General features: G+C 64.7%; 14 protein-coding genes and 1 pseudogene. 1 reads left to right on the plus strand and 14 read right to left on the minus strand.

The genetic code is table 11. The features are described 5' to 3' along the window. Positions 1 to 763 precede the first annotated feature (763 nt). Positions 764 to 1,927 carry a sensor histidine kinase gene (locus FBF36_RS02545; RefSeq protein WP_009393181.1) on the minus strand — a complete coding sequence of 388 codons (1,164 nt, stop codon included), beginning with the start codon at positions 1,925 to 1,927 and terminating at the stop codon, positions 764 to 766. 42 nt (positions 1,928 to 1,969) lie between these two features. On the opposite strand from FBF36_RS02545, the gene FBF36_RS02550 reads away from it, so the two are divergent. Beyond that, positions 1,970 to 2,641 (plus strand): response regulator transcription factor, encoded by a 672-nt coding sequence (locus FBF36_RS02550; protein WP_009393180.1) that lies wholly within the window; start codon positions 1,970 to 1,972, stop codon positions 2,639 to 2,641. Positions 2,642 to 2,682: 41 nt separating this feature from the next. Here the strand turns inward: FBF36_RS02550 and FBF36_RS02555 are convergent, their stop codons facing one another. The 13 genes and pseudogenes from FBF36_RS02555 to FBF36_RS02615 form a co-directional block, all read right to left on the minus strand. Then, positions 2,683 to 3,996 carry a S8 family serine peptidase gene (locus FBF36_RS02555; protein ID WP_009393179.1) on the minus strand — a complete coding sequence of 438 codons (1,314 nt, stop codon included), beginning with the start codon at positions 3,994 to 3,996 and terminating at the stop codon, positions 2,683 to 2,685. Further along, positions 3,990 to 4,370, minus strand: a complete 381-nt coding sequence (locus FBF36_RS02560; protein WP_009393178.1) for a hypothetical protein — start codon at positions 4,368 to 4,370, stop codon at positions 3,990 to 3,992. The genes FBF36_RS02555 and FBF36_RS02560 overlap by 7 nt, the downstream gene beginning before the upstream one ends. 26 nt (positions 4,371 to 4,396) lie before the next feature. Next, positions 4,397 to 6,385, minus strand: coding sequence for an alpha/beta hydrolase family protein (locus FBF36_RS02565; RefSeq protein WP_009393177.1), 1,989 nt, complete (start codon positions 6,383 to 6,385; stop codon positions 4,397 to 4,399). After that, entirely contained in the window at positions 6,382 to 8,136 is a 1,755-nt protein-coding gene (locus FBF36_RS02570) for an ATP-binding cassette domain-containing protein (protein WP_009393176.1), read from the minus strand. Before FBF36_RS02570 ends, FBF36_RS02565 begins: the two co-directional genes overlap by 4 nt. Beyond that, positions 8,103 to 8,894 carry a MauE/DoxX family redox-associated membrane protein gene (locus FBF36_RS02575; protein WP_009393175.1) on the minus strand — a complete coding sequence of 264 codons (792 nt, stop codon included), beginning with the start codon at positions 8,892 to 8,894 and terminating at the stop codon, positions 8,103 to 8,105. The genes FBF36_RS02570 and FBF36_RS02575 overlap by 34 nt, the downstream gene beginning before the upstream one ends. Beyond that, the gene (gene adfB / locus FBF36_RS02580; protein WP_138137129.1) at positions 8,891 to 9,136 is read right to left on the minus strand and encodes an actinodefensin-associated protein B; all 246 of its coding nucleotides are present in this window, start codon (positions 9,134 to 9,136) and stop codon (positions 8,891 to 8,893) included. The genes FBF36_RS02575 and adfB overlap by 4 nt, the downstream gene beginning before the upstream one ends. Continuing rightward, positions 9,103 to 10,251 carry an actinodefensin-associated protein A gene (gene adfA / locus FBF36_RS02585; protein WP_009393173.1) on the minus strand — a complete coding sequence of 383 codons (1,149 nt, stop codon included), beginning with the start codon at positions 10,249 to 10,251 and terminating at the stop codon, positions 9,103 to 9,105. Before adfA ends, adfB begins: the two co-directional genes overlap by 34 nt. Positions 10,252 to 10,344: 93 nt before the next feature. Next, entirely contained in the window at positions 10,345 to 10,545 is a 201-nt protein-coding gene (locus tag FBF36_RS02590; RefSeq protein ID WP_009393172.1) for an actinodefensin, read from the minus strand. A gap of 200 nt (positions 10,546 to 10,745) precedes the next feature. Continuing rightward, entirely contained in the window at positions 10,746 to 10,949 is a 204-nt protein-coding gene (locus tag FBF36_RS02595; RefSeq protein WP_087943934.1) for an actinodefensin, read from the minus strand. A 296-nt stretch (positions 10,950 to 11,245) separates the two neighbouring features. Continuing rightward, positions 11,246 to 11,587, minus strand: a complete 342-nt coding sequence (locus tag FBF36_RS13720; protein ID WP_318655712.1) for an actinodefensin — start codon at positions 11,585 to 11,587, stop codon at positions 11,246 to 11,248. 188 nt (positions 11,588 to 11,775) lie between these two features. Continuing rightward, on the minus strand, positions 11,776 to 12,000 hold the full coding sequence (locus FBF36_RS02605; RefSeq protein WP_009393170.1) for an actinodefensin: 225 nt from the start codon (positions 11,998 to 12,000) through the stop codon (positions 11,776 to 11,778). A gap of 68 nt (positions 12,001 to 12,068) precedes the next feature. After that, positions 12,069 to 14,549, minus strand: coding sequence for an FtsX-like permease family protein (locus tag FBF36_RS02610; protein ID WP_009393169.1), 2,481 nt, complete (start codon positions 14,547 to 14,549; stop codon positions 12,069 to 12,071). Positions 14,550 to 14,911: 362 nt separating this feature from the next. Then, a pseudogene (locus tag FBF36_RS02615) lies at positions 14,912 to 15,613 on the minus strand (ABC transporter ATP-binding protein); the annotation flags it as partial. Between the last annotated feature and the right edge of the window lie 109 nt (positions 15,614 to 15,722).

The raw sequence follows: 15,722 nt of genomic DNA on the forward strand, positions 1-15,722 counted from the left end.
TCAGGCGGTGTGTACTGGGGATATCGGGTGGGGGAGGATAATGAAGATGGTGGTCCAGCGGTCGTCGCACTGACTCACGTTCAGGCCGCCGCCCATGACCTTCATGCGTCGCTGCGTCCCCTCCATGCCCGGCCCGAGGAGCCGCGGCAGCGACGAGGCCGGAGAAGTTCTGTGCCCTTGCGGGTCTAAGAAGAATCCGATCTGGTCAATATCTTGCAAGCTGCGAGTCGATGTTGAGATGGATGCTCTTGCGGATACGATATGAAAAAGGAAGTTCCCTTGATGTCGTCCAGATTTGTGTGGGCGGCATCAATGGAACTTCCTCGTGAGCTGTTGGTTGCTGTCGCATGCGGTTCGAAAATGAATGATGATCGAGTATCTGTGAATCGCACCTATTTTCCGAAGAACAGACGGGGCTTCGGTGGGTTATGTGGCTAGAGTTTGCAAGTGGTGAATATGCCTGCTAGGTCTACGCAATTTACTTTCGTTGGCGCGTGAAAAGCGATAGGTTCATCGTGAGTATGCGCGGAGGTGGGGGCAGCGTGAGAAGGTGGACACAAAAGCAGGGCTCCTCCGAGAGCGGTGGCTGAGAGGATGGGGGAAATGGCCTTACGCATGTTCGACTCCTTGCGGTGGTGAGGTGTTGGCTTAAGTCTGACCTGCCTTCCGTGACTGCACCAGCCTTCTTATGGATGAAATCGCATACGACTTTCTGCGGATGCCGGTCGTTCCGGCGTGCTCAAAGGTGGAAGTGGTTGGCGCGTCACTTCGTGGTTGTCTGAGGTGTGGGGCGGAGGGGGATGGTGAAGATGGTGGTCCAGCGGTCGAGGGTGCGGGTGATGTGGAGGGAGCCGCCTAGGGATTCGATGCGTTGCTGGGCTTGAATGAGACCGAGCTGGGATGAGGTGGCGATGCTGGTGGGGTGGTCGGGGTCGATGGGGTTGGTGCACATGCACTCGAGGGTGTTGTCGTCGGCCTCGATGGTGAGGGTGGCGGTGCTGGAGGGGGGTGTGTACTTGGCGGCGTTGTTGATGAGCTCGGCGATGATGCGTACGAGCTGTTGGCGGACGCCAGGGCCGATGCTGGGGTTGTCGAGCAGGTCGGTGCCCTGGGTGGTCAGGTGGGCGTCTCGGTGCGCGAGGGTTTCCCGGACAGCGCGGATGGTGTCAGTCAGGGGTGGTGGGGGTGAGGCGGCCAGTAGAAGGAGGGAGTCGTCTCCTTCGGCGGTGCTCATGGCTTTCAGGCTGCGTCGTAGTTGTTCGACGGCGGTGCGTACGGGGGTGATGATGGCTGCGAGCTGTTGGTTGAGGTGGGTGTTGTGGGGGTCGGCTAGGCGGGCTTGTTCGGCGATCATGACGGCGTGGCTGAGGTCGCGCACGACGGTATCGTGAAGCTCGGAGACGACCAGGCGCCGTTGCTGGTCGAGCTTGCGCCGGCGCTCGTGCTCGGCGACGTTGGCCTGGAGGCGGTGATGACGGATGACCTCACCGATCACCACGCAAGGAACACCGAAAGTTGCTGTTTGGATTAGCCCTAAATACCACGTTGGTGCTGCTGAGAGGTGTGACAACGTCGTCGCGAAGGCGAGGACGTAGATCATGTCGCGTCGGAGGCCTCGGCCCAGGAGCATGATGCAAAGCCCCCACGGCAGTACCACGGAAATGCCGCCAAGATCGTATGGGGAGTTGGCGGCGAACCAGGCGACAGCCAGGCTTGCGGCTGCTCCTGCGGCGGGAAGCCGGGATGCCAGGGGCAGGCAGGCCAGGCTCATGGAGGTGACCAGGAGTGCAGAGGCAGTATGAGGTACTCCCAAGGCCATCGGTGCGATGGTGAGGATGAAGATGGCAACTCCTGCATGGAGCAGGTGGGTGCGTCGCGTGGGGTGCCATGTGAAGGATGTCTGAGTGTCGAAGGCAAGAAAAGACATACGAACCGCTCTCGAGTCGGGCAAACTCAGTATCATTCTTCCATGCGGACAGATGCTCTCTCGAATAGTTTAAGTGACAACAATAACTCGGAGAAGATCCGGGTCATCGTCGTTGATGACGACCCCTTTGTCTTGCAGGCCCTGAGGGCCTACCTGAACGAAGCGCAGGAGATCGAGGTTCTCAGCACTTTCGGGTCTGCAACGGACGCCTTCGGCTTCCTGCGGAACTACCGGGTCGACGTGCTCATCACCGATGTGCGGATGCCGGGAATGGACGGTCTTCAGCTCCTCACCAAGGTCAAGCAGGGGATGCCCGAGGTCGCCGTCATCGTCCTCACCTCCTTCGATGACGATGAGGCCATGCGGACCGCGCTGGACCGGAAGGCCAACGGCTTCCTGCTCAAGGACTCCTCGGCGGAGGAGGTGATCCGGGCCGTCATCGCCGCCCACAACGGCGGAACGACGATCTCCCCGGCCACCACCTCCCGCCTCGTCTCACAGTACCTGCGCCCCGTTCCAAGCTCGCGCCCCGGTGTTACTGAGGCTGAGCAAGCTGTGCTGGATCTCCTCTGCGAGGGGTACTCCAACGCTGAGATCGCCGACCAGCTCTTCATCTCAGAGGCCACGGTCAAGAGCCACGTTTCCCACCTCATGAAGAAGTACGGCGTGTCCTCACGCCTCAAGCTGGTCGTCGCCACTCATCAGGAGAGGTGAAGGCTATCCTCTCTCCTGATGAGTGGCTCCGGTCGGTTGTGTCACCTGGGGAGCCGGAGCGCTCCTGCCCCGTACCAGGTGTTGCCTCCGCCTGTGATGGGTTCGCATGCCAGAGCCTGCTTCTCGCTCGGGCATGAGATCGGGGTGGCCGACGTCGTCAGCTGCTTCTTGACGTCACCCGCCGGTACTTCGCGAGACCTGAGTTCCGCCGCCGCGGCCGCGACCTGGGGCGCCGCAAACGAGGTTCCGATCTGGTACCAGTAGTACCTGCAGGAACCCCCTCCTGAGGGGCAGTCGCTCAGGACCTCGTCGGTTCGAGGAGAGCCGTCGTCGTTGAGCGCGCCTAGCTCACGGAGTCTGTCCGCCGATGCCGTGGTGAGGATCCCCGACCCCGGCCCCTGGACCACGGCACCGCCCGGCCCTGCCAGAGGCGGCTCGCCCCCGAATGTGACGATGTCGAGTGCAGCGCCCACATTGGAGTAGCTGCTCCGAGCCCCCTTCTCGGTGATGGCCCCAACGGTGATGACGTCGTCGGACTGGGCGGGCATGGTGACGCACTGATCGGTGACAGGACGCTCTGCCTGACCGGACCAGCCCGAGCTGTACGGGTCCGATGTGCCGTGGTCGAGATCGTAGGCCTCGTTGCCGGCGGCGGTTACGAGGACCACCCCGTGATCGGCGGCGTACTTCAGTGCCGAGGTCACCTTCTCCAGGTCGGCCTTCTGCTCTCCCCGCTGCTCGGCCGTGTCCGCGGGCGCGTTGTCGCAGTAGCGGAACCAGGGGTCGACGGTGAAGCTCATGACGAGGACGCTGAGATGCTCGTCGGCCCCGTACCGGATCGCCTGGCTGACGGCGTCGGCGGAGAAAGTGCCCGTCCGGTCCCCGGCCTTGAGACTGACGATCCTGGCCCCCGGAGCGGCCCCGACGATGCCGTGCCCGTCCACGGCGGCGGCGATGATCCCGGCGACGGAGGTTCCGTGACCGAAGCCGTCATAGGTGGGATCGTCACAGGCGGTGTCTCTGTTGCAGGAGCCCCCCGACAGGAAGGACTTGCTGCTGGCGGAGTCGTATGCGGCGGCCAGATCGGGGTGGGAGGCGTCGACACCGGTATCGATGATGCCCACGGAGGCGCCTTTGCCGGTGGAGGGCGAGCCCGGGCGGTTCTGCCAACTGAGGTACCACTGTTTGGACTGGAGGGGATCGCCCGGAAGCAGTGAGCCGTGAGACGATGAGTTGGCCGAGGCGGCGCCGGCCGTCGTGCTCCCCGCGCCCAGGAGGAGGAACAGCGTAGCGCAGGCGGTCAGTGCCCTCCTGCGAAGATGAGGCGCACAAGCGGGTGCCACGATGTTCACCACCGGGCCACCTCCTCGTAGAGCTCGCGAACGGGGGCGAGGGTCAGGATCACCGAGCCGTTGTGCTCGATCCAGGACAGGAAGCCCGCCTCACCGTTGTATGGAGCGCGCTCCCTACCCACGACGAGGTCGACCGTGTGTCCACGACGGCGTGCGGCGGTCACCAGGGCCGCGTCCTTCTCGATGTCTCCGGACAGGGCGTCGCCGTGCTTCTCCAGGAGGCCGCGCAGTGCGAGGAGGTCCGCCTCGACCGAGTCGCGGTTCTCCGTGGAGGGCTGATCGGTGCGGGGAATCCACCCCGTCATTCCGGGCTCGTTCCGGGAGGTCAGCACGGTCTGTATGGAGTCCTTGATGTCGGAGCGCTTGATTCGGTTCATGATGGTGTTCCTTAGGTCGTGGCTGATTACTGGTGATGGGACTGCTGAGGGGACTGGATGCGCTCACTCATCCAGTTCTCCTCCAGGCGACGGCGATCCACGATCGACTGCCGGGAGCTGAAGACGTGGCCCTCGCCGGGGAAGACGGACAGGGTGACGTCGGCGTCGGCGACCAGGAGGTTCTCGTACAGGTGGAGCGACTGCTCGGGAGTCGTCGCTGAGTTCTCATCGGAGTCCCCGCAGGTCAGCAGGAAGGGGATATCCCGGTGTGCGCGAGTGCTGGGAAGAATGGTCATCATGCTGTATAGACTGGGATCGGAGGCGGCGGTGCGCCGGTCGTGCTCGAATCCCGACGGCGTCGCGTACCGGTCGTACGCGCCGCTGCGCAGGAGTACCCCCCTGGGGGAGGACATGCCGCGCAGCACCGAGACAGCCGCGAGCGCCGCGCCGAAGCTGTGGCCACCCAGGAAAGGCGGGATCGGGGATCTCGGCAGCTCGGCGGTGATTACCCCCAGGGCGGCCTCCCAGGCCTGGTGCAGCTCGGCCAGGATGTCCTCTGCGTGGACCTCGGCCAGTGCCTGGTAGTCGATGCCCACCCGCACTACGGGGCGCGAGCCCGCGTGGCACCACCGGACGCTGTCCGGCTGCAGCGAGCCCAGGTCGATGGGAGCGGGCTCGGAGGCCTCGATCTGCAGTGCCCAGGAGCTGTCGAACCAGACCAGCGGGACCGATCCGCGTGTCGACTCGGTCAGGGTGATGTCGACCGTACGCTCGGGAAGGACTCGGGTGATAACGGTTCCGGAGACGCTGCCGGCTGGATCTTCCGATGAGGGGCACCACAAAATGGGGGACGAGGAGGCATGAGGAGCGTCGGTTGCTTCGGCGGTTCCGCCGATTCCTACCAGCCGGTGGGAGCCGTCGGAGGTGATGACCTGGACATTGTCGTCGGCCCCGCCGGGAAGGAGGCGGTCAATCGGGTTATCGCTGGTCCAGGAGCCCCCGGCCCACCGCAGGACGTGGGGTGCACCGAGCGCGACCCATACCCCGGTCAGTCCAGGGATCCCGGTGTAGTGGCTGACGCCGTAGGCGACGGTGGCGACTACCGAACCATCCTCGGCGGAGTAGGAGATTGTCTCATCGATAAGGCGCTCGGTGTAGACCACAGCGCTGCGCCCGCCCAGGGGGCGGTGGGCCACCGATCCGCGGGGCAGATCGCCGATGTGTAATACCGACGACGGCGATGCGCCTTCCCGGTCTTCCCCGTTCTTTCCGTCGTGGAGGTCGACGAGGTAGTGGGGGACATGGTCCTCCCGCATGAAGGCGGCCAGTTCCTCGGGCGTGCTGGCCACTCCGATGAGGAAGGGGGAGCCGGCCTCGAGGAGGACCACCGAGCCCTGAGGCACCCCGGGAAGCGGTGCGTCGTCGAGCATGACGGTGCACAGTGAGGAGGTGAAGAACTCCTCCACCAGGGCGTCCGGCCACAGCTCGGCGTCGCCGCTGTGACGAGTGACGACCTCGGAGGGCTGGTACTCCTGACGCAGCCACACGACGTGGTCCCCGAAGTGCCACAGGCGGGTCGAGCCGGCCGGGTTGGGGCGAAGACCCAGAAGGGAGCGTGTGCTGATTCCCCACCGGGATGCGGTGGTTCCGACCTCGTCGCAGGCGCTGACCTCGACGCGCCCGTCGTCCTGCCAGGTGGACAGGACCCAGCCCCGCGGGCCGAAGGGCAGGGGCAGTCCGTCACCGCGCTCGGAGAAGAGGAACGGGTGGCCTGCGTTGACGGTTCCCAGGTAGCCTTGTGGCACCGGGGAGGAGACGACGTCGCCGGACTGCCGGTCGTAGGCGACCCCCCGGTAGCGGAGCAGGTCCATGCGCGTCCTGGGAGAGGTGCGGAAGACCGGGGCCTCCAGCACTGCTCGGGTGCCGGTGCGGTGGTCCACCAGCGTGTGGATGCTGAGCCGGTTGAGCCCTTCCCTCTGGTGCTCGATGGGAAGGGTCGTGACCGTCGCGCTCATGCGAGCACTCCTTTCTCTACGCGAGCGAGGGTTGGTGTGGGCACCTCGCGGAGCCTGCCGAGCTCCATGCGGTAGGCCCGGTCGGTCATGGCGAAGAGGCGGGCGTCGTGGGTGGTGACGACGATGCAGTGATCGCGTTTGAGGTCGAGCAGCGTGGCGATGAGACGGTCAGTGGACTCGTCGTCGAGGGCTGCTGTGGGCTCATCGAGCAGGAGCACTCGCGGGTTGAGGGCGAGGGTTCGGGCGATCGCCAGGCGGGCGCGCTCTCCGCCGCTGATGCGTGCCCCGCGTTCCCCGAGCATCGTGCTCGTCCCGGAGCGGTCCCCCAGATGGGACAGATCGAGTCCGACTCGGCTGCACAGCTCGTGGACTCTGGCCTCGCTGATGCCGGGGCAGACCGCCTCGAAGTTCTCCTTCAGGGTGCTGCTGCGGAAGAATGGCTCCTGGGGGCAGTACTGAACGATGCTGTTCCAGGCCTCTGTACCGGTGACGACGGGCGAGAACCCGGCGACGGTGATACTGCCCTGTGAGGGGTGGTTGGCCCCGGCGATCAGGCTGAGGAGGGTCGACTTCCCACTTCCGGACGGGCCGACGATGGCGACGATCTCTCCGCACCGGGCGGTGAGGCTGACCGAGTCCAGAAGCACGGTGCTGCTCGTCCCGTTGGCGACCGAGTAATCGGTCTCCCTGACCAGGAGCGCTCCGCCGTTGGGGACGTCGACCGGTACCGGGGGAGTCTCGTACCACTCCTCCTGGGACTCAAGGAAGTCGCTCACGCGAGACAGCGCGGACCATGACGTCGCCAGGCCCGTGCGGACCCCGGACGCTGCCTGGAGCGGGCCGTAGAGCTGGGGCGTGAGAGCGGCCAGGGCGGCCAGCGCCCCGGGAGTCATGTCCCCCTGGACCACGGAGTATCCGCCGATGATGAGCACGGCCACGGTTCCCAGGGCACCGACGAGGTCCAGTGATGAGGAGAAGGCGCTGTCGAGGGTGATCATGCGGGTGTAGGAGGCGCGTACACCGGCGGCCGTCTCCTCGGCCCGACGCCGGTCCGAGGGGATGTCGGCCGCTGTGCGGGAGAAGAGGTGACCGGTGACGCCGACGCGCTCCACCACGGTGCCGCTGAAGGCTGACATGGCGTCGAGCATGCGGTCGGTCGTGGCGCTGAGCGTCCGTGAGACCCGCTCCGTGGGCAGGGCCAGGATCAGTGCCAGTGCGAGGACCACCAGGGTGATCGTGAAGGACCGGGTCCACATGATGCTCAGCAGGATCCCCAGTCGGGCGATGAGGCCAAGGGCCTGCGGCAGAATAGTGGACACGAAGGTCTGGGCCTGCGCGGTGTCATTGGTGATCCGTGAGAGCAGGGAGCCTCCCGGCGCCGCGCTGACGGTGGATGAGGACAATCGGGTCAGTTTGTTGAGCATGAGGATCCGCAGGCGCTCCTGGAAGCGCTGCCCGGTGAATGCGGTCATGCGTTGCGAGGCCACGCTGACCGCCGTGCTGGCGACTGCGGCGCCGGCGGCCAGAAGGCCCGGTAGGAGAATGCCCGCCGTCGTTGGGTTCTGGGTCAGTCTGTCGATGATGCGCTGGAGCATCAACGGAGAGATGGTGTCCAGGGTTGCCTGGACGGCAAGGAGGAGCGCCGCGATGATAATGGAGGGGGCGGAGGTTCGTAGCGCCCGGCCGCATGACGACGCCAGGACGCGTCGCGCGGAGCTCAGGCCTGAAGGGCGAGCTGCCGAGTGCGCCATGACTGAAGCACCTCCCTGCACTCACGTAGGCCTGACTGGACGTGGGCGTCGGACGGGTCGGCGGAGCTCATCGAGACGACGGCGGGATAGGCGGAGACATCGACTCCTGCCTCGCGGAGCGAGGTGGCCTGTTCGGAGTCGCGGTCCACCCAGAGAATGGTCCCGTCGAGCTCGGAGTCGTCGACATCGTGGTTCTCTATCACCTTGAGCGCCGAGCACGCCGTGCAGGTCGGAGACAGGACGATGAGGAGCTGATCGTGATGCGCGTCGTCTACCGCGGTGCGGCTCAGCCGGTTCCACAGCTGCATGGCGGCGGTCATCACAACGGCCGATACCAGGGCGATCACCAGGCGAAGGGGCCGGGGGCTCGTGATCTCCTCGCTGCTGACAGTGCTGGCCAGCAGGGCGGCAGCGGTGAAGACGCAGCCCCAGATGTGGGCGGGACCGACTTTCATGCCCTCGATGCCGAAGCAGCCGCACTCCTGGCCCTTGAGCGTCGTGGCCCCGACCACGAATCCGACGTAGATAACGGCGAGTAGGAGGGAGGCGGCTCGATAGCTCGCAACGGCCAGCGCCATAGCGGACACGACGATCTCAGCGGCGATGACGAAGTTGCTGGAGAGATGGAAGCGCAGGAAGTTCGCCCCCTCGGGCCAGGCGAGGCGGGTGCGGGCGGCCGCCCAGATCTTGGCTCCCGCCGTCCCCAGGAGGACTCCGGTCGCTCCTCCGGTGAGCAGTGTGACGAATAGGCTGTTCATAATGACCTCTCCTGAGCATTGATGGTGGAATCTGAATCGATGATGATGCCGGACTCAATAGCGGACTCGATAAGTGGGGAAAGCGGGGCAGGGCTGGTGGAATGGAGGGCCTCATCAAGGAGGGACCCGTTCTCCTCATCCAGCTCATGGACGGAGAGGCGATGGAGGTCGGCGAGTGTCCATCCCCCGTTCTCCAGGTGTGTCAGGGTCATTCCGTCAGCGAGCCTCCAGCGCTCAGCCATGAGGTCACCCACCTTTCTGTCTCTACGGTTTTCTTGACGTCCAGTGCGTACTTCTGGCGAAGGAAAGGGTCTTTTCCGATCAAAGTCATTCCGTCGATGTCGATGCAGCCTTGGGCGGCGAGGGAGCCGTCGGCCAGTTCCTCCTGCCAGGAGGGCCACAGCTCGGCGGCCTCCTTGACGGCTCGCAGCCGGGCTGCGGCGTGGTCGTTGACGGGCTCCTTACCGAATCTGCGGAACAGTGCGGCGTCGTGGGTGCGAATGCCGTTCCGGACCTCCATGGAGCGCTGCTCAACAGGAACCTGGGCGAAGGCGCCGACAACGTCTGGGTCATGGGCTGGGCGGTACAGCGAGTCCGATGACGACGATGAGTCGCTGGAGACTGTCCACAGGAGTTGGGCCGCCCGCGGTGGGAGTCCCTTGAGGGCCTCCTCCCACGAGGACAGTGACACGATCCTTGCGACATCGATCATCTGAATGGCGTCAATGCTGAGCCATTGTGGGTCTGGCTCCACGATGACTGGTTCCGAGTCCTCCGAGGCGTGCTCGTGCTCAGGCTCGTGTGAGTCCGACTTATCCTTCTTGGACAGTAGCCGATGGAAGAAGCCCCCGCCTTGGGAATCCTTCTTCGCCTCACTCGGAATGGAGCCGATGAGGTCCCGAATGCCCCGTGCGTCGATGTCGTTCGCCTCGGTCTCAGATGGTGCGGAGTCACCGTCCGGAGCGGGCACCGTGAGAGCATTGAGATAGCGCAGGATGATGTCGTCAACGGGCATTGATGCCGAGGAGAAGTGGGTGGCAGAGGTGTTCCGGCGCAGGGCCTGGGTCAGTACCTCTTCGGCGGCCTCGAGGCTGATGACGCCGGTGCTGTACTGCTCGGGCTGCAGGGTCTGAATAGAGTCGTTGGTGAGTCGCGTTCCGGGAGCCTTGTGAAGGACCTCGGTGAAGAGCGACTGTCCGAAGGGCGGCCTGACGTCCGCGATGCGGGCGAGGACGAACCGGAGCGAGGCGGACGTGTGCCTGGCTGCGAGCGTGGACTCATCAACCTGCTCCCAGGTTCCTGCGCTGTTGATGAGTAGTTGGTTTCTGTTGACCCAAGGCGTATCGTGAAGACTCATTGGTGTGTACCTTGATCTGGGGGACTGGATTGAGGGCGGGGCCTGCCCTGCGCCGCTGCTACGGTGCGGGACAGGCCCCGTGTTACGTCTGGATCAGTAGCAGTGGCAGGTCTGGCGGATCTTGCCGCGGCAGTTTCCACCGGTGTATCCCTTGCTGACGCAATGGCGGTCGCACTCGTAGGCGTTCCAGGGGCAGCCGAAGCCCTCGGCCCCCTCGATGGGGGCGTGGGTTTCGGCGTTGAGGGCCTTGTCGGCGTCGACCAGGTTAGCGGTGCGGCGGGTGAACTTGTCCATTGGTGTGTTCCTTTCTGGTGGTCCTCCCCGGGCGGTTCCCGTGGGAGGTTGTGAGGTGCGCGGGTGAATGTGTCTGCGCACCTTCCCCGGATTGGGGGAAGCCTGTGATGCGATGCTGGCGGCACCGGGATGCCGGAGTCACTCGCAAGAAAGATGATTCAGATGGTGTGGTCCTGTGCGCTGCAATATCGCTGATTGAGTTAGTAACAGCGGCAGGAGGTCTTGAGTATTCCTCCGCAGTAGCCGCCCCGGTATCCGGAGTACCTGCAGTGACGGTCGCACGGAGACTCGTCAGTAGGGCAGTTGTATTCTGCTCCCTCGGTGGGTGTATGTGTCTCTGAATGAAGGGCCTGCTCAAATGTCACATCCGCAAGAGCGGTGGATCGGCGAACAAAATGAGGCATGGGGTGATCCTTTTGTCATCTCTCGCACAGGTAGTGCGAGACGTTAGTGTAAGCAGTAATGTCTTCGCCTTGCCTTGGCTGATATGAGAAGATTACGGGGATGCCTATCTGGAGGAAATTCTCCGAAGAGCGGTATTTATGGGAGCGAGTCCTCCCTAAGGATGACTTTCTATCTGATGTGAGAGGGTTGGGAAGGAAAATGTGGGCTGCTAGATGTTCAGCATCTGGCAGCCCACGCTCGGGGCCCGTCCTTTATCGCAGCTACGGTGCGGGACGGGTCGCGAGTTGTGTCTGGATCAGTAGCAGTGACACACGAGCTTGATGGGGCCGGCGCAATAGCCTCCCCTGTAACCGTGACTAAGGCAGTGGCGGTTACATACGGATGGGGCCCAGGGGCAGCTAAGGTCTTCGGTGCCCTCGATGGGGGCCTGGGTCTCGGAGCTGACGGCCTGGCTGAAGTCGCTGTCGCTCAGGGTGGTGGTGCGGCGGGTGAACTTGTCCATTGGCGTGTTCCTTTCTGGTGGTCTCCCTGGATGATTCCTTTGGGAGGCTGTGGGGGTGTGCGGGTGAGTGCGTCCGGGCACCTTCCCCGGACTGGGGGAAGACTGTGATGTGGTGTCTGAGTCTGCGTTGTGCATGTATCTGCCGCCGAGTTGGTGTCACTCTATGGGGGTGGCTCGCACAGAAATACTCACCGAAGGTAGGAAATATTCCTTCCTGTCATCCGTGAGGGGGTGAGATGCTCTTCGAGGTGTCGAGTATGGTCAGTATGTGGCGTGCGGGGCCGCTTCCAAATGTCTGGAAGCGGCCCCGCACGTGATGGGAGTTAGTGGCAGCGGCAGGTGGCGGCAGCGAATCCTCCGCAGAACCCTCCGCGATATCCTTTGCTCAAGCAGTGGTTGTGGCACTGATGTTCGTTGAAAGGGCAGGCGAAGCAGTCGCTTGTTTCGAGAGGGCTGCGGGTCTCGGCGTTCATGGCGTCATTGAATCTGCTATCGTTCAATGATTTGCGGCGCCGGGAGAACATGTCCATGTAGATCTTCTTCTTCATGTGAGTTCTGTGTGGGGTGAGGAAGCTGTCATCGGATGTGGGTGTGTTTCCGAGTCTTCGGTATGTGATCAGTCCTCTGCGAGCGCCATGACCGGCGGCACCGAGGCTGCCCGTCCGGCCGGGCGCAGTGAGGCCAGCAGGCCGACGGCCAGGGTCGCGGCGAACATGCCGATCAGCGCGAGGTAGGGGATGTGCACAGACATACCCTTAGCGGCCCCTCCCGCCGCAACCGTGCCTGCTGTGCCGAGGAACATTCCGATGAGGAGACCGAGGCTCCCCCCCACGGCCGCCAGGAGGGTCCCCTCGGTGACGATGAGGCGCCGGATCTCCTGGCGGGAGCTGCCGGTGGCGCGTAGAACCCCGATCTCTCGAATGCGTTCCAGAACTGAGACGTCCGTGGTGTTGGCCAGCCCGGACAGGGCGATGACGAGGGCGGCCCCCAGAACCAGGCAGACGATGAGGGCCATCCTCGTGATGATGGATGACATCTGCTCACTTGCGGCGGCGCTACCGGCCACCATCAGAGCCTGACCTCGGACAGCCGCATTGAGGGCGTGCTCGGTATCGGATGTCATGGAATTGCCGGTGGACCGAACCCACATGGTGGTGTTGGTAGGGGTATTGCCGTTGATGCGCTGAGCCACTGCCGGGCTGATGGCGGCGCCCCAGCCCTCCTGGACGCGGGCCGTCAGCTCAACGCTGTCGGCAGCGCCGGTCAGGGTGACTGTGGCGCCATCTGGAATGTTATAGATGCCGCCCACAATGAGGGTCTTGTCATTGAGGTCTTCCAAGCCGCTGGTGGACCGTGCGATCGGCGCGATAGTGCCGGTGTCGATGACGTCGACAGTAATGTCCTTCGACTTTCCATCGATGGTCTGGGTCAGGCCGAGGGAGGGAACGTAGGTGACGTCCTTGACCCCGTCGACTGCTTTGACCTGCTTCGTCAGCTGCGCGGTATCGGTTTGCGGTGTGACTCCGAAGATTCTGGCGTCCACTGGTGAGCTGTGGCCGAGGATGGCGTCGAAGGAGGCGTTCAAGGAGGACAGGCCGACGAAGAGTGCTGACCCCACTAGGACGCAGACGAAAAGTGTGGCTGCGGTCGCGGCGGACCGTCCGGAGTTGCGGGCCAGGTTCCGGGTAGCCAGGCGCAGGACCGGGAATCGCGCGTCACCACTGATTCTGCCGATGAATCCGATGATGACGGTGACGAGCAGCGGAAGGCCGAGGATCGCGCCGAGGGTGACGACGGCGCTCCCGCATGCTGTGATGAAGATATCGGATGCCTGAACGCCGAGGGCGACCGCGGCCGCACCGATGACGGCAATGATGGCTCCGGCGACGGCGCTCCACATCCGCCTGCGTCCGGCCTGCTTGGTGCTCGCAACCTGCCCGGTGAGAGCCACGAGCGGTGAGATGCGGGTGGCTGTGCGCGCAGGGCGCAGGACGGCGATGAGGGTGACCAGCGTCCCCAAGGCGACGGTGAGCCCAAGGGACACCGGCGAGATGGTGAGCTGATCGGCCTTGAGGTCCGCGAAGGTTCCCGAGGACACCTCGATGGCACCGATACCGGTTCCGAGTGCCGCGCCCAGGACGGAGCCGACCACACCCGTCATGAGTCCGGTGCGCAGCACGGCGAGCATCACCTGACGGCGGGTTGTGCCGATGCAGCGCATGAGGCCGACCATGCGCGTCTGGCGCGCCACCAGCGTGCTGAAGGTGGTGGCGATCACGATGATGGCGACCGCCGCGCAGACCGGGGACAGGAGGTTGAGGATGGTTGAGATGATCGTCCCTCCTAATTCTGCTTTAGCTCGCTGAGAGATGGCCTCGTCCGCGCTCTGGATGACGGCGGAGGGCTGGGTAGAGTGAATGATTTCGGACACATTCCTCATCAATGAACTGGTATCAGTTCCAGGTTTGGCGCTGACGTAGAGCCTGTAGTAATTGATTCTGGCTCCCATCGCTTGGAGCTGCTCGGCGGTGGCGTAGAGGGTGCCGGTGCCGGTGTCCTTGCTGTCGGCCCCGGCGGAGATGATGCCGACCACCGTGGGAGCCGAGTGGACGGCCTTAGCGTTGTCGTTGTCCTTGGTTGTGAGGCGGATGGTGTCGCCGACGCTCAGGCCCTGCTGCTCGGCGAGGTCGGAGTCGATGGCCACCTCACCGGTGGCGGTGGGGAGCCGGCCGCTGCTCAGGGTGGTGAACTTGGTGAGCGCCGGGACGTCCTGGACGGCGACCTGGGCTCCGACGGCGCTTAGCTGCTTGGGCAGGTCGAGCCACAGCATGTCCCAGTGGGCACCACGGACGGAGCTGACACCGTCAAGGGCGGAGACCCGGTTGAGGAGGGAGTCGTCCAGGGCGCCTTCCGTGCTGTTGGCTCTACGACCGTCTTGGACGACGACGTCGGCGTCGCCTACGGACACCCGCGCGCTGGTCTGCGTTTGCGTGCGGAAGGAGTCGGAGATGATGAAGGCGAAGGCGATGAGGGCGGCGCTCATGGCCACGGCCACGAGGGCGGCCGCGGTGCGCCGTAGGTCGAGGAGGGACGGCATCAGCGGGCCTCCATTCCAGTGGCGTAGGGGCTGCCGAAGCCGAACATCTGGGTTGCGCTGGGAGGCGCGGCATGGCGTGCACTGTAGACCGCGGCGGGACCAGGAGTGGGGGCGACGGGGGTGGTGCTCGCCCCGGAGGTGCGGCGGGGCTCTGGTGCGCTCGCCGGGGTGATGGCCCGGCGAGCCGGCGTGGGGCGGCCCGGGGCTGTGACGGCGTCGAATCCCGTAGTGGGGCCGGCCGGGATTGTCGGTGTCGTCGTCGGTGGTGCGGGCGGAGCTGCCTGGGTGGGAGCGGCGGGTGTCTGCTGGGCCGGGCGGGCGGTCGGTGCGGTGTGGGTGCCGGGGGTGTGGTGGACGGTGTCGTCGTTGGTGATGCGTCCGTCGCGTAGGCGGATGATGCGGTTGGTGGTGGCTGCGGCTTGTTCGTCGTGGGTGACCATGACGACGGTCTGGCCCAGGGTCTGGCACATGTGGGCGAGGGTCTGTAGCAGGTTGGCGGCTGAGGCGGTGTCCAGGGCGCCGGTGGGTTCGTCGGCGAAGATGACTTTGGGGCGTCCCACGAGGGCGCGGGCTACGGCCACGCGCTGTTGCTGGCCGCCGGAGAGCTCGTTGGGGCGGTGGGATAGGCGGTCGGTGAGACCTAGGACTGAGATGACGGCGTCGTACCAGTCTCGGGCTGGTTTGCGGTGGGCCAGGCGCTGGGGCAGGAGGATATTCTCCTCGGCGGTCAGGGTGGGCAGCAGGTTGAAGGATTGGAAGATGAAGCCGAGCTGGTCGCGGCGTACGGCGGTGAGCTGCTTGTCCTTCATACCTGACAGGTCCTGTCCGGCGATGAAGACGCTGCCGGAGGTGGGGGTGTCCAGGCCCGCCAGGCAGTGCAGGAGGGTGGACTTGCCTGAGCCGGAGGGGCCCATGATGGCCGCGAACTCTCCTTCGGTGATGGTGAGGCTGACCGTGTCCAGGGCCACGACCTGGGCTTCGCCCTCGCCATAGATCTTGCTTAGCGCGCGGGCCTCAACCACCTTGTTGACGGTGGGACTGATGTGTGGAATCTGGTGCGGCATGGTGCTTCTCTTCCTTCCGGGCGGGGCCGCGGCCGGTGTGCCGCACAGTCCCCGCGATAGATGGGTGGATACCTTGAGGCTAGGAATCGCGGAGAAGAACCGGAATGCG

This window comes from Actinomyces sp. oral taxon 171 str. F0337 (assembly GCF_005696555.1).
Lineage (GTDB): Bacteria > Actinomycetota > Actinomycetes > Actinomycetales > Actinomycetaceae > Actinomyces > Actinomyces oris_E.

What these genes read in the sequence shown, in the direction of transcription:
- FBF36_RS02545 (WP_009393181.1), bottom strand. Translation starts at nt 1,927, where the DNA reads ATGTCTTTTCTTGCCTTCGACACTCAGACATCCTTCACATGGCACCCC.
- FBF36_RS02550 (WP_009393180.1), top strand. Translation starts at nt 1,970, where the DNA reads ATGCGGACAGATGCTCTCTCGAATAGTTTAAGTGACAACAATAACTCG.
- FBF36_RS02560 (WP_009393178.1), bottom strand. Translation starts at nt 4,370, where the DNA reads ATGAACCGAATCAAGCGCTCCGACATCAAGGACTCCATACAGACCGTG.
- FBF36_RS02565 (WP_009393177.1), bottom strand. Translation starts at nt 6,385, where the DNA reads ATGAGCGCGACGGTCACGACCCTTCCCATCGAGCACCAGAGGGAAGGG.
- FBF36_RS02570 (WP_009393176.1), bottom strand. Translation starts at nt 8,136, where the DNA reads ATGGCGCACTCGGCAGCTCGCCCTTCAGGCCTGAGCTCCGCGCGACGC.
- FBF36_RS02575 (WP_009393175.1), bottom strand. Translation starts at nt 8,894, where the DNA reads ATGAACAGCCTATTCGTCACACTGCTCACCGGAGGAGCGACCGGAGTC.
- adfB (WP_138137129.1), bottom strand. Translation starts at nt 9,136, where the DNA reads ATGGCTGAGCGCTGGAGGCTCGCTGACGGAATGACCCTGACACACCTG.
- adfA (WP_009393173.1), bottom strand. Translation starts at nt 10,251, where the DNA reads ATGAGTCTTCACGATACGCCTTGGGTCAACAGAAACCAACTACTCATC.
- FBF36_RS02590 (WP_009393172.1), bottom strand. Translation starts at nt 10,545, where the DNA reads ATGGACAAGTTCACCCGCCGCACCGCTAACCTGGTCGACGCCGACAAG.
- FBF36_RS02595 (WP_087943934.1), bottom strand. Translation starts at nt 10,949, where the DNA reads ATGCCTCATTTTGTTCGCCGATCCACCGCTCTTGCGGATGTGACATTT.
- FBF36_RS13720 (WP_318655712.1), bottom strand. Translation starts at nt 11,587, where the DNA reads ATGCACAACGCAGACTCAGACACCACATCACAGTCTTCCCCCAGTCCG.
- FBF36_RS02605 (WP_009393170.1), bottom strand. Translation starts at nt 12,000, where the DNA reads ATGAAGAAGAAGATCTACATGGACATGTTCTCCCGGCGCCGCAAATCA.
- FBF36_RS02610 (WP_009393169.1), bottom strand. Translation starts at nt 14,549, where the DNA reads ATGCCGTCCCTCCTCGACCTACGGCGCACCGCGGCCGCCCTCGTGGCC.